This is a genomic window from Nocardiopsis mwathae, assembly GCF_014201195.1.
GTDB lineage: Bacteria > Actinomycetota > Actinomycetes > Streptosporangiales > Streptosporangiaceae > Nocardiopsis_C > Nocardiopsis_C mwathae.
In genome coordinates this window covers 1,992,234-2,011,457 of the sequence record NZ_JACHDS010000001.1, presented here as the reverse complement: position 1 = coordinate 2,011,457, position 19,224 = coordinate 1,992,234, and the positions used below count along the sequence as shown (strand labels likewise).

Here is a 19,224-nt window from a genome sequence, read left to right as displayed (position 1 = left end):
ACCACGCCCCAACACCAGCCACTCGTTTACCACCCGCCACGCACCGGGTACCACCACCCCGCACCGCACAGCAGCCGCCCCCTGCCCCGGAAACGGCCCACACCATGACCACCGCCGACATCGCCACCCGCTACCGCCACTTCGCCACCCACGAAGCCACCACCTCCCCCCTCTACACCGAACTCGCCCACGGCATCGCCGGCGACCCCACCCTCCTCGCCCTCATCAACACCCTCCCCCCGCGCTGCCACCAGCCCAACCTCCTCTTCGCCGCCACCCGCCACCTCACCGGCACACCCACCGACTTCCCCCACCTCCGCCGCACCCTCCTCGACAACTGGCACCGCATCGCCCCCCTCATGCAGCACCGCCGCACCCAAACCAACGAACCCGCCCGCTGCGCCCCCCTCCACCCCCTCCTCACCGCACTCCCCCAACCCCTCACCCTCATCGAACTCGGAGCCTCCGCCGGCCTCTGCCTCTACCCCGACCGCTACGCCTACGACACCGACGGCCCCACCACCGGCGACCCCCACTCACCCCTCCGCATCACCGCACCCGCCACCGGCGCCACCCCACCCACCCACCCCCGCCTCGACATCGCCCAGCGCACCGGAATCGACCTCAACCCCCTCGACATCAACGACCCCGACGACACCCGCTGGCTCCACAGCCTCATCTGGCCCGAACACCACCAACGCACCCGACGCCTCGACGCCGCCATCACCATCGCCCGCACCGACCCACCCCACCTCATCCAAGGCGACCTCCTCCAACGCCTCCCCGACGCCCTCGCCACCGCCCCCGCCCACACCACCGTCGTCGTCTTCCACTCCCTCGTCCTCACCTACCTCACCGCCGAGGAACGCCACCGCATCGCCCACCACATCCGCACCCTCGACGTCCACTGGATCGCCCAAGAACCCCCCGACGCCCTCTCCCACACCACCCCGCCCGAACCCGACCCCCGCCCCGGCCACACCCTCCTCCTCACCCACAACGAGCGCCCCCTCGCCTACACCGACCCCCACACCGGCGCCGCCCACTGGTTCACCTGACCCACCCCCGAGAACACGAAAAACCCCGGCAGCCGCAACCGGCCACCGGGGACGACCCCACCGCACCACCGCGCCGAACTCAGCGCACCAGGCGATCCAACAACCGCTCCAACTCCCCCTCCGGATCCTCCGTCAACCCCGTATGAATCGGCCCCGGCTGCACGATCGTGCTCCGCGGCGCCGTCACCCAGCGAAACCGCCGACCCGCCGACTCACCACCGGCCGCACCCGCGGCACCACCACCCCGGCACACCGCCTCCACGGCCTCCAACGCACGCCGCACCCCGACCAGATCCACCCCGGGATCCAACGCCGACAACCGCGCCTCATCCAACGCCCACCGCGCCGCCAGGAACCCCCGCGCCTGGCAGTACACGATCACCCCCGCATTCACCTGCTCGCCCCGCTCCAACCGCGGAACCACGCGCACCAGCGCGTACTCGAACACCTCCCGCGTCACCGGCCCACCTCCGGCAGCCAACCCCGACCGGCCACCCGCGCCAGCACGTGCTCCACGAACGCCGCGCGCACCTCCCGCACCGAACCGAACCCCGGCTCATCGACCAGCCACTCATCCGGCACCAGCGCGACCACCTCCCACAGCAGCTCCTCCGTCACCAACGGCGCCAACTCCGCATCCGCCGCCGCCAGATCCGGCCCCGCCGACAACAGCACATGGTCCGACGCGTCATACGCCCGCGCCACCGCACCGGACGACCCCCGCCAGTTGTGCTGGAAGATCAACGTCGCCCCGTGGTCGATCAGGTACGGCGCCCCATGCCACACCAGCATGTTCGGATTGCGCCACGTCCGGTCGACATTGCCCACCAGCGCATCGAACCACAGCACCCGCCCGGCGAACCCGGAGTCCACCTCGAACGCCACCGGATCGAACCCCAGCGACCCCGGCAGAAAATCCATCCCCAGGTTCAGTCCGCCGCTGGCCTTCAGCAGCTCCTGAACCTCCGGATCCGGCTCGCCCCGCCCGATCACCGCATCGAAGTCCACCACCACCAGCTCCGGCACCGGCAACCCCAGCGCACGACCCAGCTCACCCGAGACCACCTCGGCGACCAGCGTCTTGCGCCCCTGCCCCGCGCCCAGGAACTTCACCACGTACATGCCCAGGTCATCAGCCTCGACCAACCCGGGCAACGATCCCCCTTCGCGCAGCGGCAACACATACCGCGTCGCGGAAACCTCTCTCAGCACGCCGCTCAGCATACGGCCGCCACCGACCACCCCACCCCGCAGAACCACGCACGGGTACATTACGCACATGCGCCTCAGTGACGACCGCCTCACCCACGAGATCACCACCGCACTGGCCGACCTCCCCGGCGTCCACGCCGTCACCCTCGGCGGGTCGCGCGCCACCGGCACCCACACCCCCGACAGCGACTTCGACTTCGCCATCTACTACCGCGGCGAATTCGACCCCGACCACCTGCGCGCCCTCGGCTGGGACGGCCAGGTCTTCGACATCGGCGAATGGGGCGGCGGCGTCTTCAACGGCGGCGCCTGGATCACCTACGACGGCCGCCACATCGACGTGCACTACCGCGACCTCGACGACGTCGAACACCGCATCGCCGAGGCCGAGAAGGGCCGCTTCGACGTCGAACAGCTCGCCTTCCACCTCGCCGGGATCCCCACCTACCTGGTCGTCGCCGAACTCGCGATCAACAAGGTCCTTTATGGTGAACTCCCCCGCACCTCCTACCCCGAGGCGCTGCGCCGCTCGGCACCCGCACGGTGGTGGGGCCAGGCCGAACTGACCCTCGCCTACGCCCGCAAGGCCCACGCCGAACGCGGACACGCCACGGAGACCGCCGGAGCCGTCGCCACGGCCGCCGCACAGGCCGCCCACGCGGTCGCGGCCGCCCGGGGGATCTGGGTGACCAACGAGAAGCGGCTGCTCGACCTCGCCGGGCTGCGCGGAATCGACGAGATCCGCCCCGGCCCGGACCCGGCCACGCTCACCGACGCCGTGGACGCGGCCGTGCGCCTGCTCGGCGAAGCGGTGGAACAAGCACAGAAGCGGCCGGGCGAGTGATCGCGCGGCCCGGAACCGCGCGGGTCAGCCGACCGCCGTGCGCGCGCCGACCCATCCGAGGACACGGCCGGTGAAGGCCACGGTGAGCTCGTTCCACCTGCCCATCCGCACCATGGGGTGGGAGTCCAGATGGACGGGGACGAAGTCGGCACTGGCCGCGACCCCGCGCGCACGGCCGACATAGGCGCGAGAGGCGGCCGGGCTGGTGTTGATGTCGAAGTCGGCGTGGGCGATGAGCAGGTGGCGGCCGCCCAGCGGCTCCACCGGGTCGCCGTCGACGATCCAGGGCGCCAGCCCCAGGACTCCGCGTACGTGCGGAGCGTCGGCCGCCTGGAGCACCGCACGCCCGCCCATGGAGTGCCCGGTGGTGACCACCGGGACCGGACCGCGGCGGCGCTCGATCTCCTCCAGCGCCCGCCGGGTGTCGGCGAGAGCATCGGCATCGGCGCCGTTCCAGCCGCGCACGCGCAGCCGGAGGCGGGCGACGAGAAGCCCCGAGTCGGCCCAGGCGCGGCGCAGCGCCCAGGCGAACGGGATCATGCGCAGCACCGCGGGCTCCCAGGGGGTGGTGGCCGCGGTGTCGGTGACGTCGCCACCGTGGATGAGGAGGACGGCTGCCCGCGGGTGGCGCGTCTCACCGGAGACCACCAGCCATGGGCCGTTTCTCCCGAGATGCCAGGTTTCTTCCTGGGCCATGCGACCGCCCTTCGCGCGCTGGAGGAGAGGGGTGCGGCGTAGCCGCTCCATTTATTGTGGCGTAGTTGCGGTTCTTTACCGACACCGCCACCTTTACAGCGTAGATTCATAAGGATGGAAGGACGACACCACTGCGCCGACGCCGGAAAACTGTCGTGGTGTCCTGTTCTACTCCTCGCTGCTTCCGCCCCCCGGGCCGGGCGGAACGAAGCACTCGTACTCGACCTGCTCATGGTGGCGCCCGTCCCCCATGGCCCGGCGCCCATGAGCGCCCGACGGGCGGAACCCGCACTTGGCATAGAACCGGCGGGACTGCGGCGTGTCGCGCAGCGTCCAGACATGGACGTGCCGCCCCCCTGGGCCGGACAGCCGCGCGAGCACCGCGTCCATCAGCGCCCCGGCCACACCGCTCCCCCACGCCTCAGGGTGGCTGTAGAACGCGAAGATCTCGGCCGCCCCTGGACGTGCGGGCGACGGCCCGGCGTAGCAGAACGCCCGGGGCCTGGCATCGACCCGGGCCACCAGGAGCACGTCGTCCGCCTCCCCCAACCGTGCGATCAACGGCCCCCACTTGTCCTGCCGCAAACGGGCCATCGCTTCGAGGTGCTCCGCGGAGAACAACCCGCGGTAGGCCACGCGCCACGCCGCCGCGTGCACCTCCCCCACGGCCACGGCATCCTCCGGCGTGGCAGGAGAGACCGCCACCCGACTCGGCACACGACCACACCTGGCGCCCTTCCCCGGCGAAGAAATCGACATACGCCCCACGCTCCCACACACCCCTGCGGCGGTCGGCAACGCGGACGGCGATCCCGGAAACCGCACCACATCACGGCCGCCGCGTGGCTATCGTCGGCCGTGACGTCCGCGACCGCGGCACGCCTGGGCCTTCCCCACCCCGAAGGAGCGCGCCATGTTCGTCATCGCCCACGTCAGCGACCCTCACATCGCAGCCACCGAGCGCAGCCGCCAGCGGTTCGGCCGGGTCATGGACCATCTGGCGGCGCTGACCCGCCCCGTGGACGCGATCCTGCTGACCGGCGACGTGGCCGACCGCGGCAGGCCCGAGGAGTACACGCAGGCGGCGAAGCTGGTCGACCAACCGGTGCCGGTACTCATGTGCCCGGGCAACCACGACGACCGCGACGCGATGCGGGAGTCACCGCTCCTCCCCCGCGCCGATCTGGCCTTTCCCGACCGCGCCGGTGCGCCGCTGCATCATGTCCGCCGGGTGGGCGGCGCGACGTTCGTGCTCCTCGACGCCACCGTTCCCGGTGAACCCCACGGTGAGCTGGGCGAGGCGGACATCGACTGGCTCTACGGGCAACTGTCGTCCGAGCGACCGGGGACGCCCGTCCTGCTCGCCCTCCACCACCCCCCGGCGACGCTCGGACACCCAGGCATCGACGACATGGGGCTGCGCGACCCGGCCCCGCTGGCCGCCGTGATCGAGCGGTTCCCCGATGTGGTGGCGGTGCTCGTCGGCCACACGCACGCGGCGGTGGCCACCACCTTCGCCGGTCGACCGCAGGTCGGCGCGGTCGGCGTCAACTCCACGCTGCGTCTTCCGTGGGAGGTCGGCGACGGCGGCACGGGGCGAACCGACCACAGCGCCCCGCCGGGGCTGGCGTTCCACCTGCTCGACGGGGACAGGCGATTGATCACGCACTTCCGCACGCTGGTGTGATCCCCCGCGCGATTCCGATCGGCCCGCACTGTCGGGGGCGAGGGGGCCAGGGGAGGCGTGCGGCGTAGCCGCGCGATCTCCGGTCTCGGCCGGTCGCGCGCCGACCCACCACCGCCTTTACATCGTAGATCCCTACGATGCGGCGGTCAGGGCCGGGACCGGACGGGGCGTCACCGCCACGGGCGTCCCCGGAGTGAGGTCGGCGATCTGCGCGCCGGCGATCTGCGCCACCACCAGCCGTCCGTCGCCCAACCGCACCTGCACCCGGGCCAGCGAGCCGAGGAAGCTCGACGCCACCACCCGCGCCGCCGCCGTCTCATCGACGGCGACCTCCAGGGCCTCGGGCCGTAGCAGCACGGCGACCTCCTCCCCCGTGACCGAGCCCTCCAGCAGCGGAACGCGGCCACCCAGCACCTCGGCCTGGCCGTCGGCCGCACGGCCCGGCACCCGGTTGGTCAGCCCGACGAAGTCGGCGACGAACTCGGTGGCCGGCCGTGCGTAGATGGTGGCCGGGTCGGCGATCTGCTCCAGGCGCCCGGCCCGCATCACGCCGACGCGGTCCGCCATCGCCAGCGCCTCCTCCTGGTCGTGGGTGACGAACAGGGTCGTCGTGCCCACCTCCAGCTGAATGCGCCGGATCTCGTCGCGCAGCTGCGCACGGACCTTCGCGTCCAGCGCTGACAGCGGCTCGTCGAGGAGCAGAACCCGCGGCTCGATGGCCAGCGCGCGGGCGATCGCCACACGCTGCTGCTGGCCCCCCGACAGCTGGTGCGGGTAGCGCGACGCGTGGGCGGACAGACCGACCAGCTCCAGTAGCTCGCCCGCGCGTGCCCGGCGCTGCCGCGTCCCACGCCCGCGCAGGCGCAGGCCGAAGGCCACGTTGTCCACCGCGGTCATGTTCGGGAACAGGCTGTAGGCCTGGAACACCATGCCCATGTCGCGCCGGTTGGCAGGCAGGTGGGTGATGTCCTGGCCGCCCACGTGCACCGACCCGGCGTCCGCGCGCTCCAGCCCGGCGAGCACCCGCATGGCCGTGGTCTTACCGCAGCCGGAGGGGCCCAGCAGGGCGACCAGCTCCCCCGGCGCCATACTCAGGTCGAAGCCGTCCAGCGCACGCACCCCGGAGAACGCGCGCACCAGCCCCTTCAGCTCGACCGGAACGCCCCGCACACCCGCGCGCTCGGACGCGTCCGCAGCCGTCGTCATCATCGTCTCTTCTCTACTCATGGATCGCGTGGACACGCTTCCGCTCACTCGCTCGCCCTCGCCCGCGCCTTCTCCGGGCTCAGACTCCTCACTCGCTACGCCGCCGACCCACCCCGGGCCTACGGCCGATCAAAGGCCGACGACTCCACTCACTCGCTCGCCCTCGCCCGGGCCTCCTGCGGGCTCAGACTCCTCACTCGCTACGCCGCCGACCCACCCCGGGCCTACGGCCGATCAAAGGCCGACGACTCCACTCACTCGCTCGCCCTCGCCCGGGCCTCCTGCGGGCTCAGACTCCTCACTCGCTACGCCGCCGACCCACCCCGGGCCTACGGCCGATCAAAGGCCGACGACTCCACTCACTCGCTCGCCCTCGCCCGGGCCTCCTGCGGGCTCAGACTCCTCACTCGCTACGCCGCCGACCCACCCCGGGCCTACGGCCGATCAAAGGCCGACGACTCCACTCACTCGCTCGCCCTCGCCCGGCGGCGTCCGGCGAAGGACAAGGCCAGTAGTAGGACGAACCCGAACAGCAGGGCGGCCAGCGACACCGCCACCGACAGGGAGGCGTCGCGTTTGCCGATGTTGTTGACCTGCACCTGCAGCGTCGGGTAGTTGAGCAGCGAGGCGATGGTGAACTCGCCCAGCACCAGGGCCACCGAGATGAGCGCGGCCGACAGGATCGCAGCGCGCATGTTGGGCACGACCACCCGCAGGATCACCGACCACCATGAGGCCCCGAGGCTTTGGGCGGCCTCCGCCATCGTCTTGAGGTCGAAGGAGCGCAGCCCTGCGTCCAGCGCCCGGTAGGCGTAAGGCAGCACCAGCACGACATAGACGAACGCAAGGGTGAGCGGGGAGTCGCCGACGAGGTAGCCGACCCACGCGTAGATGGGGCCCAGCCCGACGACGATGACGATCGCGGGGATGGTGAGCGGGAGCAGGCAGACGAACTCCAGGACCCGGTGCAGCCGGGGCAGCCGCAGCTGCACGAGCACCATGGTGGGGAGCAGCAGTACCAGCATGCCCAGCACGGTCAGGACGGCCAGCTGCAGCGAGGTCGCGATGGCCGCCACCAGCTGCGGGTCCTCGCCGATGGCCCGCCATGCCTCGGCGGTGCGCCCCTCGGCGGTGCGCCCCTCGGCGCCGCGGGTGGAGAACTCCAACATGGCCAGCAGCGGGAACAGCAGGTAGGCGCCGATGACCAGCAGGATGGTCCAGCGCAGCAGGGACGCCCCGCCGCGACCCCTGCGGCCGGGGGCCGTGGTGGAGCCACTCGGCGGGGCCGGCGCCGGGGTGGGGGTCAGCGCAGCCATCGTGCGGTCCGCCTTTGCAGCAGTGCGTACAGGGACATGACGACGGCGACGACCACGACCATCCCGAAGGCCAAGGCGTAGCCGATGTCGGCCTGGCCGAGGATCACCTCGCTGGTCAGTGCGTTGCGGATCTGCAGGGGCACGATCGGTCCGCCCTGGGAGACCAGCGCCGCCGCCGTGGCGTAGGAGGAGAAGGCGTTGGCGAACAGCAGGAGGAACGACCCGGCGAACGCGGGGGCGAGGATGGGGCCGGCGATGTGCCGCCAGTAGTGCCACGCGGAGCCGCCGAGGCTCTCGTTGGCCTCGCGCCACTGCTTGCGCAGGCCGTCCAGGGCGGGGAGGAACACGATGGTCATCAGCGGGATCTGGAAGTAGCAGTAGACCAGGACGAGGCCGGGCATGTCGTAGAGCCAGTTGCCGCCGGCGAAGAGGTCGATGCCGAGCAGGTCGCGCAGGAGGAGGGTCAGCCACCCCTGCAGGCCCACGGTGGCCAGGAACGCGAAGGCCAGCATGACGCCGCCGAACTGGGCGAGCACACCGGAGAACGCGGTGACGACACGGCGCAGGCGGCTCTCGCCCCCGCCGCTTCCGGGTCGGGTGGAGATGGCCCAGCTGAGCAGGGCCCCGCCGACCGCCCCGATCAGGGCGGTGACCAGGGACAGCCACACCGAGCGGCCGAAGGCGGCAAGGTGCACCGATCCGGTGACGGTCGCCAGGTGCTCCAGTGAGAAGGTGCCGTCAGGGCCGGTGAGGGCTCCCGAGATGACGATCCCGGTGGGCCAGAGCAGGAAGACCGCCACGAAGGCGAAGAACGGCACCGCTCCGGCGTAGTCTCGGGCGGTGCGCAGCCAGGTCGCGGCCCGGCGGGGGGCAGGCGGGGGGCCGGGCGGTTCCGGCGCTGCCGCGTGCGGAGAATCGTTGAGGCTAGTCAATGGCTCTGTCGTGTTTCTCGTTCACCATGGTCGGCGGGACCGGGGGCGCGCCGGTCAGGAGGCGCGCCCCCGGCGATGTGCGGCCACCGGTGCCCGGGGACTCCCGGGCACCGGGCCCGGCGGGCGGGTCCTGCGGTCAGGAGACCGCCGCGGCCCACTTCTCGCCGAGGACGTCGTTGGCCTTCTCGATCTGTTCCTCGGTGAGCTCGACGGGGTCGCCCTGTGCGTCGGGCAGGTTCGCCGCGGCGCCGGTGTCCAGGGTCTCCGCCTGCTCCATGGCGTCCATCCGCACGGGGCGGGCGAAGCCGTTGAGGTAGATGTTCTGCCCCTCGTCGGAGTAGACGAACTCCTGCCACAGGCGGGCCGCCGCCGGGTTGGGGGCGTCGGCGTTGACCGCCTGGTAGTAGTACGAGCTGACGACGGCACCCTTGGGGACGACGACCTTCCAGTCGACCTTGCCCTCCAGGTCGATGGTCTGCTGGGCGTTGGTGTAGTCCCAGTCGATGACGACGGGCGTCTCACCCGAGGCGATGGTGGCCGGGGTCGGGTCGACGGGGAGGAAGTTCCCGGCGTTGTTGAGCTCCTCGAAGAAGTCCACGCCCGCCTGGATGTCGTCGGCGCCGCCGTCGTTGGCGAGTGCGGCCATGGCGACGCCGGAGAAGGCGGCGCCGGCCTGGGTGGGGTCGCCGTTGAGGGCGACCTTGCCCTTGTAGTCGTCGCCGAGCAGGTCGAGGACGCTCTCGGGCTCGGGCACCTCGTCGGCGTTGTAGCCGATGGACATGTAGCCGGTGTAGTCGGCGACGTAGCGGCCTTCGGCGTCCTTGAGCCCCTCGGGGATGTCGTCCCAGGTCTCGACCTTGTAGGGGGCGAAGTGGGTGTCGGCGTTGGCGAGGGCGACCGCGTGTCCCAGGTCGAAGACGTCGGGGGCGCGGTCGGTGCCCGCGTTCTGCTCGGCGGCGTTGATCTCCTCCTGGCTGGAGGCGTCGGGCGAGGCCGAGTTGACGGTGATCCCGTACTTGTCCTCGAAGGTGGAGATCATCTCGCCGTAGTTGGCCCAGTCCGGGGGCAGGGCGATGACGTTGAGCTGCCCCTCCTCCTGGGCGGCCTCGACCAGGGCGTCCAGGCCGCCGAAGTCCTCGGCGGAGGTGGCGGTCGCCGCCTCTCCGCGGTCGTTTCCGCCGGAGGGGGCGGGCGGGGCGCCGCATGCCGTGAGCAGGAGCAGGCCGACCGCGCTGAGCGCGGTCGCCGCGAGGAACGGGCTCCGTCGGGCCGGGGGGCGGGTGGTGTCGTTGGGCACTGCACGTCCTTTGGCAACGGGGCGCGGGGGCGGTCCCCGCGTGGTCCGGGGGGATTTCGGGTGATGGAGGGGATGGGGCGGGAGAGGCGACCGGTGCGGTCGGTGCGGGCAAGCCCTCACGATGCCATGGGAAACGCGGGGAAACGGTAACGATTCCGAGAACCCATCACGGACAATTCGGAAAAAACAGACAAAGTATCTGAACAATCAACTTTCCCATCACGCCAACCAGGAGAAATAACGCTCCATTACATAAACATCACAGAATGCCCACATCGGGCAAAGCTTGCGATAATCGCCGATCCCCGGTTAGCTCAGGACCCGCACCTCTCGTATCCCCATCCCAGGTTCCACGTCCGCCCCCGACCGAAACCCGTCCGGCCGACCTCCCGCCACCGGACGCCACGGCACCCCCGCCCGCCCCCCACCACCACCCACAATGAGCACCCCCATGCCCACTGAGCAGCGCCGATCCCTCCGGTCGCGGCTGATCGCCCTGTCCCTCCTGCCCAGCGCCGCGCTGCTCGCCCTGTGGGCCGTCTTCACGACCGTCCTCGTCCAGGACATGCTGGAGCTGCGCGCCACCGCCGCTTTCACCGAGGACGTCGGCGCCCCCGTTCTCGACGTCATCGCCGACCTGCAGGCCGAGCGCCGCTACACGATGGAGTACATCGCCGGCGCCCGCGCCGAAAGTCGCACCCCCCGCTACGACACCCTGGCACGTATCCGCTCCCAGACCGACGAGACCGTCGACGGGTTCCGCGCCGCCATCGACTCCGGCGCCCCCCATCCGGCCGCCACCCGCGTCCAGAGCTTCGACACCACCCTCGACGGGCTCAACGACCACCGCAGCGCCCTCGACGAGGCCACCCCCGGCCGCGCCGACGCCGCCGCCTACTACGACGGCGCGATCGAGGACGCACTGCGCATCTGGGACGCCCAGGCCGAACTCGTCGAGGGCCGCCTCGCCCACAACACCCACAGCCTCACCTCGCTGCTGCGTGCCCGCGAGCTCATGGCCCGCGAGGACGCCATTCTCACCTACGCCCACGCCGCCGACGACTGGACCACCGACGACCACGCCGAGTTCGCCGCCGCGGTCGGCGCCCAGCGCTACCTCCACACCCAGATCACCCCCGACCTCAGCGACAGCGAGCGTGCGATCTTCGACGGCCTGGTCGACAGCGCCTTCTTCCGCACCGTGCGCGCCCTGGAGGACACGGTCGTCGCCGCCGCCCCCGAGCGCTCCACACCCGTCCCGGTCAACGCCCAGTCGTGGAAGGCCGCCAAGGAGGCCGTGGACATCGACTTCCAGAAGGTCGAGGAGAACCGCACCGAGGCCGTCACCACCGACATCCACGGCGAGGCCACCTCCCTGCTGTGGCGCGCCATCGCGCTGAGCACGGTCTCGCTGGTCGCCGTCCTCACCTCGCTGACGGTCTCGCTGCGCTTCACCCGCCGACTCGGCTTCCGCATGCAGAACCTGCGCGAGGCCACCCTCGACTACGCCGACACCCGCCTGCCGACCATCACCGCCCGCCTGCGCGCCGGGCAGAACGTCGACGTCAAAGCCGAGGCACCCGACATCCCGGTGTTGCGCAACGACGAGATCGGCCAGGTCACCGAGGCGTTCAACACCGCTCAACGGGCAGCCGTCACCGCCGCCGTCGAGGAGACCCGGCTGCGTGCCGGGGTCCGCAACCTCTTCCGCAACGTCGCCCGCCGCACCCAGACCCTCGTGCACCGCCAACTCGGCCTGCTCGACACCCTGGAGCACTCCGAGACCGACCCTGACGTGCTGGAGGCCCTGTTCCGGATCGACCACCTCAGCACCCAGCTGCGGCGCAACGCCGAGAACCTGATGCTGCTCACCGGAGGCAGTACCGCCCGCCCCGCCCGCCGCAGCGACCCCGTCACGCTCCAGGACGCCGCACGGGCCGCCTCCAGTGAGATCGAGGACTACCAGCGGGTCCGCCTGCTGCCCATGCCCGGCGTGTCCGTCCAGGGCGACGCCGGGCGCGACCTCGTCCGGCTCCTCGCCGAACTGCTGGAGAACGCCACCTCCTTCTCCCCGCCCCACTCCAGCGTGACCGTGCGCGGCGAATCGCTGGCCAACGGCCACTACGCCCTGGAGGTCGAGGACCGCGGACTGGGCATGCCCCCCGAGCGCTACGAGCGCGCCAACGCCCTGCTCGCCGCGCCCCCCGACTTCGACCTCGCCGACATGCGCGAGGACTCCCAGCTCGGACTGTTCGTCGTGGCGACCATCGCCGAGCGGCACGGGCTGAAGGTGACCCTGCGCCCGTCGCCCTACAACGGCACCCAGGCCATCGTCGTACTGCCGCCGCAGACCATCGCCGACGGCGCGCCCGCCACCTCCGGCACCCGCATCGATGCGGCCCGGCGCCCGGCACCGGAGGCGGCTCCCGCCGCCCCCCGGCCGCCCATGGGCGAGCCGCAGGGCCGCCCCGGCGCGGACGACGGCACGGCCCCCTCCACCGACCACACGTCCCCCGCGGCCGACCCCACACGGCCGGCATCACCGCCCCTCTCCCCCGCTCCCGACGCGTCGGGAGCCGCACCGGCCCCGGACGCCGCGGGCGACGGCCCGCCGCATCCGGCCCCCGTCGCCCCGACCGGCGACACCTACAAGGGGCTGCCGCGGCGCGTCCGCACATCCCGGCGCCAGGGCCTTTCCCTCCCCGCTCCACCGACCGAGGCGATGACGACCGAGGCAGCGGACGCGACGCGTCCGCTGGAGGAGATCCGCGACATGATGAGCGCCCTCCAGTCGGGCACCCGCGAGGGGCGGCGCTCGGAGAGCGGAACCGGAGACGACATGACGAACACCGAGGAGAGCCGATGAACGAGGCGACCACCACTCCGCCGAGCGCGTCCACCCACCTGGACTGGCTGCTGACCGATCTCGTGCACCGCGTCGCCGGCGCCCGTGAGGCGGTCCTGGTCTCCGCCGACGGGCTGCTGCTCTCCGGATCCACGGGCATCGACCGCGACCGGGCGGAACGCATCGCCGCGATCACCTCGGGCTTCTCCAGCCTGGCCAAGGGCGCCCGCAAGCAGCTGGGGGCCGAGGAGGTCCGCCAGACCATCGTCGAGATGGACAACGTCTTCCTGTTCGTCCTGGCCGCGGGCTACGGCGCGCACCTGAGCCTCGTGGCCGACTCCAGCTGCGACATCGGCCAGGTCGCCTACGAGATCAACCGGCTGGTGCGCCAGGTCGGCCCCCACCTGTCCGCGCTACCGCGCACGTCGGGGCGTCGTGGCGCCGCCGAGACCACCCTGGGTGGGTGACCGCCATGGAGGTCGAGAACAGCGATCCGGCCACCGCCGACAACGGGCGGCTGATCCGGCCCTTCTCCCTGACCGGCGGGCGCACCCGGCCCTCGCGCACCGACTTCGCGATGACCTCGCAGGTGGTCGCCGTCCCCACGATGGAGCCCGCCGAGCTGGAGCCGGAACACCTGTCGGTCATGGGCGAGTGCGCCCGCCCCGTCTCGGTCGCCGAGGTCGCCGCACGCACCCGCCTTCCACTGGGCGTCCTGCGCATCCTCATCGCCGACCTGCTCGACCGCGGGCACGTCATGGTGCACATCTCGCCCTGGCAGCAGCACCGGCCCGACGCGCAGACCCTGCGATCCGTCATCGAGCGCATCCGCGCGCTGTGAAGAGGGGGCACCTCATGTCCGACACCGGGGGCATCGTTCCCGACACCCTGAAGATCCTCGTCGCCGGCGGGTTCGGAGCCGGAAAGACCACGCTGGTCGCCGCGCTCAGCGAGGTCGAGTCGCTGCACACCGAGGAGGTGATGACCGAGGAGAGCACCGGCGTCGACGACCTGCAGGGCGTGGAGGACAAGACGACCACCACCGTGGCGCTCGACTTCGGCCGGATCACCCTCGACGAGCGGACGGTCATCTACATGTTCGGCACGCCCGGGCAGGGGCGCTTCTCGTTCATGTGGGACGAGCTCGCGGAGGGCGCCCTGGGCGCGATCGTGCTGGCCGACACGCGGCGGCTGGCCGAGTGCTTCGAGGCGATCGACTTCTGCGAGCAGCGGCACCTGCCGTTCGTGGTGGCCGTGAACTGCTTCGACGGGCACCGCTCACACGTGCCGGAGGACGTACGGGTCGCGCTGGACCTGGATGCGGGCGTGCCGGTCATGCTCTGCGACGCGCGGGAGCGGGAGTCGGTCAAGGCAGTGATGGTCGACCTGGTCTCCCACGTGCTGCAGCTGGAACTGTCCGGCGCATGACCGCTGAGGCGCGGCCCGGGGCGGCCGGGCGCGCCGCGGGGGTCGTGCGGCGCAGCCGCACCGATGTCGGTTGTGCCGTGGACCGGTGGAATCCCACATCCGGCACCTTTACGGCGTAGATTCGAACTGGGCCGACGCGATCCCCGGCGTGTGGCCCGGGCACCCCGGGCCACACGCGGTTCCGGCCGACCTCCCCAGCGCCCGCCGGGCCTTCGCCCACAACCGCTCGAACTCGTCCCCCGACATCTCGACGGCCCCCGCGTGGTCCCGCCACCCCTCCAGGCTCCCCTCCGCGAGAACGCCGTACCGCCGCTCGTAGCAGGCCATGGCGCCGAGATCGCCGTGGTCCCGCAGATGCAGCACCTCCCGCAGGCAGGCCGCCGTCGGCGCCCCGTCCGCCGCCCGGATCTCGACGTGGCGCGCCGCCCAGCCCTCGTCATCGGCCTCGAAGTACGACCACAGGCCCTCGTCCTCGTACAGGGCGCGAATCCACCACGTCATGCCGCCATCCTCACCCATGCCGCGCAACGGCCGCCCACGCAGGCCGCCCGAGCGCCGGATGTCACCGGGGCGTGGTGGGATGAGGGCTCGGCCGGGGGGCTGCGGCCCGGTAGGGTCGCGGATCGGGGTCGGGCCGAGCGGACGGTCCAGCACCGCATCCACTGGGAACAGGCAAGGGGAGATGAGAGGTGCTGGTCCTGCACGGCCACTGGGAGAGCGCGGCCGACATCGGATCGACGGACGGCACCGGCGCCCTGGTCCTGTGGGGAGAGGACGCCACCGGGTCGGCCCGGACCGGTGCGCGCGCGGCCGTCAGGCCGCACCCGTACGCAGCGCCGTCCGCCGCGCTGCGCGACGCGATCACCGCTCTGGCCCGCGGCGGCGACTCCGAACTCCCGGCGACCCACCCGGCGGCCCTCACCGCGGCGGCACCGACCGAGACGGAACTCCACCTGCCCGGCTCTCCGACCCACCCCCTCCCCTCCCCCGCCCTGGGACCGATCCCCGATGCTCCCCACGTGGAGGCCCCGGCCCTGCGGCGGTGGCGGGTCCCCGCCCTGCGCATCCCGTCGGCAGCCGCGGCGCGGCTGCCGACCCTCCTCTCCACCGCCCATGACGTCGGTGACCTGGCCCTGGGCCCGGGCCTGCGCCACCTCCTCGCTGTCGCCGAATTCGCAGGCCACCTGGTCTCCCGCGGGCGGCTCCTCCCCCTGCTCGTCGGCGACCCCGCCCACGCCCGGTGGCGCCCGGTCCTCTCCGACACCGACGCCCGGCACCTGGCCGCCCTGAGCAGTACCGCGCCCGCCGCCGCCCGGGCGCACCTGGATCCGACCGGCGCGGAGGCGGGCACGCCGGTCTTCACGGCCCTGTGCGACCTGGTGGACGCCGTCGCCCGCGACCGCCTCGGCCCGCTCGGCCACCGCCACCGGCGTGACGGGCGGTCGCTGCGTGCGGCGTTGACCGGGCCCGACGCCCGCGTTACCACCGACGCCGACACGGGCCGATCGGCGGCGCGGCTGCGCGACTGGCACCGGGCGGCCCACGGCCCCCGGGGCCGCGCTCGGCTGCTGTTCCGTCTGATCGAACCCGACCGTGACGCCGCTGCCCCCGACCACGCCGCGGCCGGTGCCGGCGAGAGGGGCACCGAACGTCCGCCCGCGGGCGGTGGGGTGTGGCGGGTGGAGTTCTGGGTGCAGTCGGCGTCCGACCCGAGCCTGCAGCTGTCACTCGCCGACCTGTGGCTGGGCGCTGGCGGCACCTGGCTGCCCGACGACGTCGAGTCGACGGTGCTGCGCGACCTCTCCCGGGCCGCCCGCCACTACCCCGCCGTCCACGGCGCCTTGCGCGAACTCGCTCCCTCCGCCCTGACCATGGGCACCGGCGGCGCCTACGCCTTCATCCGCGACATCGCCCCGCGGCTGAGCGCCGCCGGCTTCGCGGTCGTGCTGCCGGAGTGGACCGGCCGCAGCGCGCTGGGGCTCCGGCTGACCACCCGCGACAAGCGGCCCGCACCTCCTGGCCGCGGGGGCGGAATCGGGCCGACCGACCTGGTGGACTTCTCCTTCGAGGCGGTCCTCGGCGACCAGGCCGTGGACATCGACGAACTCGCCGAGCTCGCCCGGCTCAAGCAGCCGCTGGTCCGGCTGCGCGGACGCTGGGTGGAGGTCGACCCGGCGCACCTGCGCACCGCCCTGGACTTCCTGCGCCGCCGCGGGCGCGGCACCATGCGCCGCGACGCGGCGCTGCGCGCGGTGATGGCGCCGGACGCCGCGCCGCTGCCCGTCACCGACGTCGACGCCGACGGCGCGCTGGGTGCCCTGCTCGGCGGGGCGGCCGAGCAGCGCCTCACCCCGATGGCCACCCCCGACGACTTCGACGGGACGCTCCGCCCCTACCAGCGTCGCGGCGCCGCCTGGCTCCGCTTCCTCGGATCGCTCGGCCTGGGCGCGGTCCTCGCCGACGATATGGGCCTCGGCAAGACCGTGCAGCTACTGGCGCTGCTCACCGATGAGCGTGCGCGGGAACGTGCCGGGGGCGGGCGGACCGCGCCCGGTCCCACCCTGCTCGTCTGCCCGGTGTCGCTGGTCGGCAACTGGCAGCGCGAAGCCGCGCTCTTCGCCCCGGACCTGCGCGTCCATGTCCACCACGGGCCGAATCGGCCGCACGGCAACGCGCTGGCCCGGATCGTGGGGGTGACCGACCTGATCGTGACCACCTACGGGGTGGTGCTGCGCGATGCCGAGGAGCTGGCCGCGATGCCGTGGCACCGCGTGGTGTGCGACGAGGCCCAGGCGATCAAGAACAGCGGCACCCGGCAGGCGCGGGCGGTGCGGGATCTGAACGCCGACTGCCGTATCGCGCTCACCGGCACACCGGTGGAGAACAACCTCGGCGAGCTGTGGGCGATCATGGAGTTCGCCAATCCAGGGCTGCTGGGTTCGGAGGCCGCGTTCCGGCGGGGGATCGCCGACCGGGTCGAGCGCGAGGTGTCCGGCACCGGCGACGAGGCGGCGGGCGGGCGGGCCGAGACCGCGCTGCTCAAGCGTCTGACCGGCCCGTTCATCCTGCGGCGGCTCAAGACCGACCGGGCGATCATCTCCGACCTGCCGGAGAAACACGAGATGCTCACCTGGTGCACGCTCACCGCCGAGCAGGCGTCGCTGTACAGGGCGGCGGTCGACGAGATGACGGAGCGGATCGACGGGGCGGACGGGATCCAGCGCAAGGGCCTGGTGCTGGGGACGATGGCGCGGCTCAAGCAGATCTGCAACCACCCGGCCCAGTTCCTGGGTGACGGATCGCCCCTGGCCGGGCGGTCGGGGAAGCTGGAGCGGCTGGAGGGCCTGCTGGCGGAGGCGCTGGCCGAGGGCGACAAGGCGCTGTGCTTCACGCAGTACACCGCGCTGGGGGACCGGCTGGCGCCCTACCTGGCGGCGCGGCTCGACCGCGAGGTGCTGTGGCTGCACGGCGGCACACCGCGGGCGCGGCGCGAGGAGATGATGGAGCGCTTCCAGTCCTCCACCGAGCCGATGGTGTTCCTGCTGTCGCTCAAGGCCGCCGGGACCGGGCTCAACCTGACCGCGGCCAACCAGGTCGTGCACATCGACCGGTGGTGGAACCCCGCGGTGGAGGACCAGGCCACCGACCGGGCGTTCCGCATCGGGCAGCGGCGCGACGTGCAGGTGCGCAAACTGGTCTGCGTCGGAACGCTGGAGGAGCGGGTGGACGAGATGATCGAGCGCAAGAAGGCGCTGGCGCAGGGGGTGATCGCCACGGGTGAGGAGTGGCTGACCGAGCTGTCCACCGAGGAACTGCGCGAGGTGGTCCGGCTGGCCCCGGAGGCGGTGACCCGATGAGCCAGGGTGGCACGCGCGGCACCGGCGGCGGACCCGTCCAGGGTCGCTCGTGGTGGTCGCGCCGCTTCGTCGAGGCGATGGAATCGGGCCCCGAGGGCGTGCGGCTGGGGCACGGGCGACACCGTGCGGCCCAGGACGCGGTGCACGACCTCAGGGTGTCACCGGGCGAGGTGCTCGCCAAGGTGCACGACTCCGGCGGGAGCCCCTACCGCGTGAGCCTGATCCTGCCGACGCTGGACGAGGAGGAGTGGGCGACGGTGGTCGCGGCGCTGGCCGGGCAGCCGCTGTTCCGCGCCCGGCTGCTGGCCGGGGGGTTGCCGCCGGAGGTGGAGCGGGTCTTCGACGTCCTGGGTGTCCCCCTCTTCCCGCGCGGCGTCGGCGACCTGGCACTGGCATGCTCCTGCCCGGGGTGGGAAGGGGTGTGCACGCATGTGGCGGCGGTGCTCCAGGCTCTGGCCGGCATGCTGGACTCCGACCCGTTCCTGCTGCTCGCCTGGCTCGGCAGGGAACGCGGGGAGTTCCTGTCCGAGCTGCGCCGGGCGGCACGCGCCGCCGCGGAGCCGGGGGGCGGGACGGCTCGGGAACGGGAAGACGAGGCCGCCCTGTTCGCGGACCTTCCCTGTCCTCCGCTGCCCGCCGCTCCTCCCCTGCCGCAGACCGGCGACGCCTTCTGGTCCGCCCCGGACCCGCCCCGGCCTCCGGCGTGCGAGGGGCCGCCGCAGCCGGTGATGCTGACGACCGACCCTCCGGGCGACGACGGCGGCTCACTGGTGCGCGAGCTCGAACCGCTCTATGAGCGGCTGACCGCCCGGTTGCACTGATCGCTGCGACGCGCACCGCGCATCG

At 72.5% G+C, this 19,224-nt stretch carries 18 protein-coding genes; 9 read left to right on the top strand and 9 right to left on the bottom strand.

Going from position 1 to position 19,224, the window contains the following annotated elements:
* Window positions 1-104: 104 nt before the first annotated feature.
* Window positions 105-1,058 carry a DUF2332 domain-containing protein gene (locus tag HNR23_RS08290; RefSeq protein ID WP_184074834.1) on the top strand — a complete coding sequence of 318 codons (954 nt, stop codon included), beginning with the start codon at window positions 105-107 and terminating at the stop codon, window positions 1,056-1,058.
* A gap of 79 nt (window positions 1,059-1,137) precedes the next feature.
* On the opposite strand, the gene HNR23_RS08285 is transcribed toward HNR23_RS08290, so the two are convergent.
* Window positions 1,138-1,518, bottom strand: a complete 381-nt coding sequence (locus HNR23_RS08285) for a DUF3037 domain-containing protein (protein WP_184074833.1) — start codon at window positions 1,516-1,518, stop codon at window positions 1,138-1,140.
* Entirely contained in the window at window positions 1,515-2,282 is a 768-nt protein-coding gene (locus HNR23_RS08280; protein ID WP_184074832.1) for a HipA family kinase, read from the bottom strand. The genes HNR23_RS08285 and HNR23_RS08280 overlap by 4 nt, the downstream gene beginning before the upstream one ends.
* Window positions 2,283-2,337: 55 nt before the next feature.
* Here HNR23_RS08280 and HNR23_RS08275 point away from each other — a divergent pair, with 55 nt between their 5' ends.
* Window positions 2,338-3,114 carry a nucleotidyltransferase domain-containing protein gene (locus HNR23_RS08275; protein ID WP_184074831.1) on the top strand — a complete coding sequence of 259 codons (777 nt, stop codon included), beginning with the start codon at window positions 2,338-2,340 and terminating at the stop codon, window positions 3,112-3,114.
* A gap of 24 nt (window positions 3,115-3,138) precedes the next feature.
* Here HNR23_RS08275 and HNR23_RS08270 read toward each other — a convergent pair whose 3' ends face one another.
* Together HNR23_RS08270 and HNR23_RS08265 are read right to left on the bottom strand one after the other, a co-directional pair.
* Window positions 3,139-3,810 (bottom strand): alpha/beta fold hydrolase, encoded by a 672-nt coding sequence (locus tag HNR23_RS08270; protein ID WP_246421649.1) that lies wholly within the window; start codon window positions 3,808-3,810, stop codon window positions 3,139-3,141.
* A 168-nt stretch (window positions 3,811-3,978) separates the two neighbouring features.
* Window positions 3,979-4,476, bottom strand: a complete 498-nt coding sequence (locus HNR23_RS08265) for a GNAT family N-acetyltransferase (protein ID WP_343070477.1) — start codon at window positions 4,474-4,476, stop codon at window positions 3,979-3,981.
* A gap of 247 nt (window positions 4,477-4,723) precedes the next feature.
* Between HNR23_RS08265 and HNR23_RS08260 the strand changes: the two genes are divergently transcribed.
* Window positions 4,724-5,497, top strand: coding sequence for a metallophosphoesterase (locus tag HNR23_RS08260; protein WP_184074829.1), 774 nt, complete (start codon window positions 4,724-4,726; stop codon window positions 5,495-5,497).
* Between the two features lie 132 nt (window positions 5,498-5,629).
* Here the strand turns inward: HNR23_RS08260 and HNR23_RS08255 are convergent, their stop codons facing one another.
* The 4 genes from HNR23_RS08255 to HNR23_RS08240 form a co-directional block, all read right to left on the bottom strand.
* Window positions 5,630-6,706 (bottom strand): ABC transporter ATP-binding protein, encoded by a 1,077-nt coding sequence (locus HNR23_RS08255; protein WP_246421647.1) that lies wholly within the window; start codon window positions 6,704-6,706, stop codon window positions 5,630-5,632.
* A 461-nt stretch (window positions 6,707-7,167) separates the two neighbouring features.
* Window positions 7,168-8,019: an ABC transporter permease gene (locus HNR23_RS08250; protein ID WP_221308065.1), complete on the bottom strand. Its 852-nt coding sequence runs from the start codon at window positions 8,017-8,019 to the stop codon at window positions 7,168-7,170.
* Window positions 8,007-8,837, bottom strand: coding sequence for an ABC transporter permease (locus HNR23_RS08245; protein WP_343070476.1), 831 nt, complete (start codon window positions 8,835-8,837; stop codon window positions 8,007-8,009). Before HNR23_RS08245 ends, HNR23_RS08250 begins: the two co-directional genes overlap by 13 nt.
* A 250-nt stretch (window positions 8,838-9,087) precedes the next feature.
* Entirely contained in the window at window positions 9,088-10,248 is a 1,161-nt protein-coding gene (locus HNR23_RS08240) for an extracellular solute-binding protein (protein ID WP_184074828.1), read from the bottom strand.
* A 451-nt stretch (window positions 10,249-10,699) separates the two neighbouring features.
* Between HNR23_RS08240 and HNR23_RS08235 the strand changes: the two genes are divergently transcribed.
* Genes HNR23_RS08235 through HNR23_RS08220 form a run of 4 tightly spaced genes read left to right on the top strand, consistent with a single transcriptional unit; the run spans window position 10,700 to window position 14,521 of the window.
* Window positions 10,700-13,114 carry a sensor histidine kinase gene (locus tag HNR23_RS08235; RefSeq protein WP_246421645.1) on the top strand — a complete coding sequence of 805 codons (2,415 nt, stop codon included), beginning with the start codon at window positions 10,700-10,702 and terminating at the stop codon, window positions 13,112-13,114.
* Entirely contained in the window at window positions 13,111-13,560 is a 450-nt protein-coding gene (locus HNR23_RS08230) for a roadblock/LC7 domain-containing protein (RefSeq protein ID WP_184074826.1), read from the top strand. Before HNR23_RS08235 ends, HNR23_RS08230 begins: the two co-directional genes overlap by 4 nt.
* Before the next feature lie 5 nt (window positions 13,561-13,565).
* A complete protein-coding gene (locus tag HNR23_RS08225; RefSeq protein WP_184080079.1) occupies window positions 13,566-13,934 on the top strand; it encodes a DUF742 domain-containing protein in 369 nt (122 codons plus the stop codon).
* 14 nt (window positions 13,935-13,948) lie between these two features.
* Window positions 13,949-14,521: a GTP-binding protein gene (locus tag HNR23_RS08220; protein WP_184074825.1), complete on the top strand. Its 573-nt coding sequence runs from the start codon at window positions 13,949-13,951 to the stop codon at window positions 14,519-14,521.
* 108 nt (window positions 14,522-14,629) lie between these two features.
* On the opposite strand, the gene HNR23_RS08215 is transcribed toward HNR23_RS08220, so the two are convergent.
* Complete coding sequence (locus tag HNR23_RS08215; RefSeq protein ID WP_221308063.1) at window positions 14,630-15,022, bottom strand: hypothetical protein; 393 nt, start codon at window positions 15,020-15,022, stop codon at window positions 14,630-14,632.
* Window positions 15,023-15,210: 188 nt separating this feature from the next.
* Between HNR23_RS08215 and HNR23_RS08210 the strand changes: the two genes are divergently transcribed.
* Window positions 15,211-18,378 (top strand): DEAD/DEAH box helicase, encoded by a 3,168-nt coding sequence (locus tag HNR23_RS08210; protein WP_394353756.1) that lies wholly within the window; start codon window positions 15,211-15,213, stop codon window positions 18,376-18,378.
* Window positions 18,375-19,199: an SWIM zinc finger family protein gene (locus tag HNR23_RS08205; RefSeq protein WP_184074824.1), complete on the top strand. Its 825-nt coding sequence runs from the start codon at window positions 18,375-18,377 to the stop codon at window positions 19,197-19,199. The genes HNR23_RS08210 and HNR23_RS08205 overlap by 4 nt, the downstream gene beginning before the upstream one ends.
* Window positions 19,200-19,224 lie beyond the last annotated feature (25 nt).

Coding starts and splice junctions, on each gene's coding strand:
- HNR23_RS08230 (WP_184074826.1), top strand. CDS start 13,111: ATGAACGAGGCGACCACCACTCCGCCGAGCGCGTCCACCCACCTGGAC.
- HNR23_RS08215 (WP_221308063.1), bottom strand. CDS start 15,022: ATGACGTGGTGGATTCGCGCCCTGTACGAGGACGAGGGCCTGTGGTCG.
- HNR23_RS08290 (WP_184074834.1), top strand. CDS start 105: ATGACCACCGCCGACATCGCCACCCGCTACCGCCACTTCGCCACCCAC.
- HNR23_RS08270 (WP_246421649.1), bottom strand. CDS start 3,810: ATGGCCCAGGAAGAAACCTGGCATCTCGGGAGAAACGGCCCATGGCTG.
- HNR23_RS08275 (WP_184074831.1), top strand. CDS start 2,338: ATGCGCCTCAGTGACGACCGCCTCACCCACGAGATCACCACCGCACTG.
- HNR23_RS08280 (WP_184074832.1), bottom strand. CDS start 2,282: ATGCTGAGCGGCGTGCTGAGAGAGGTTTCCGCGACGCGGTATGTGTTG.
- HNR23_RS08225 (WP_184080079.1), top strand. CDS start 13,566: ATGGAGGTCGAGAACAGCGATCCGGCCACCGCCGACAACGGGCGGCTG.
- HNR23_RS08235 (WP_246421645.1), top strand. CDS start 10,700: ATGCCCACTGAGCAGCGCCGATCCCTCCGGTCGCGGCTGATCGCCCTG.
- HNR23_RS08205 (WP_184074824.1), top strand. CDS start 18,375: ATGAGCCAGGGTGGCACGCGCGGCACCGGCGGCGGACCCGTCCAGGGT.
- HNR23_RS08260 (WP_184074829.1), top strand. CDS start 4,724: ATGTTCGTCATCGCCCACGTCAGCGACCCTCACATCGCAGCCACCGAG.
- HNR23_RS08220 (WP_184074825.1), top strand. CDS start 13,949: ATGTCCGACACCGGGGGCATCGTTCCCGACACCCTGAAGATCCTCGTC.
- HNR23_RS08250 (WP_221308065.1), bottom strand. CDS start 8,019: ATGGCTGCGCTGACCCCCACCCCGGCGCCGGCCCCGCCGAGTGGCTCC.
- HNR23_RS08255 (WP_246421647.1), bottom strand. CDS start 6,706: ATGATGACGACGGCTGCGGACGCGTCCGAGCGCGCGGGTGTGCGGGGC.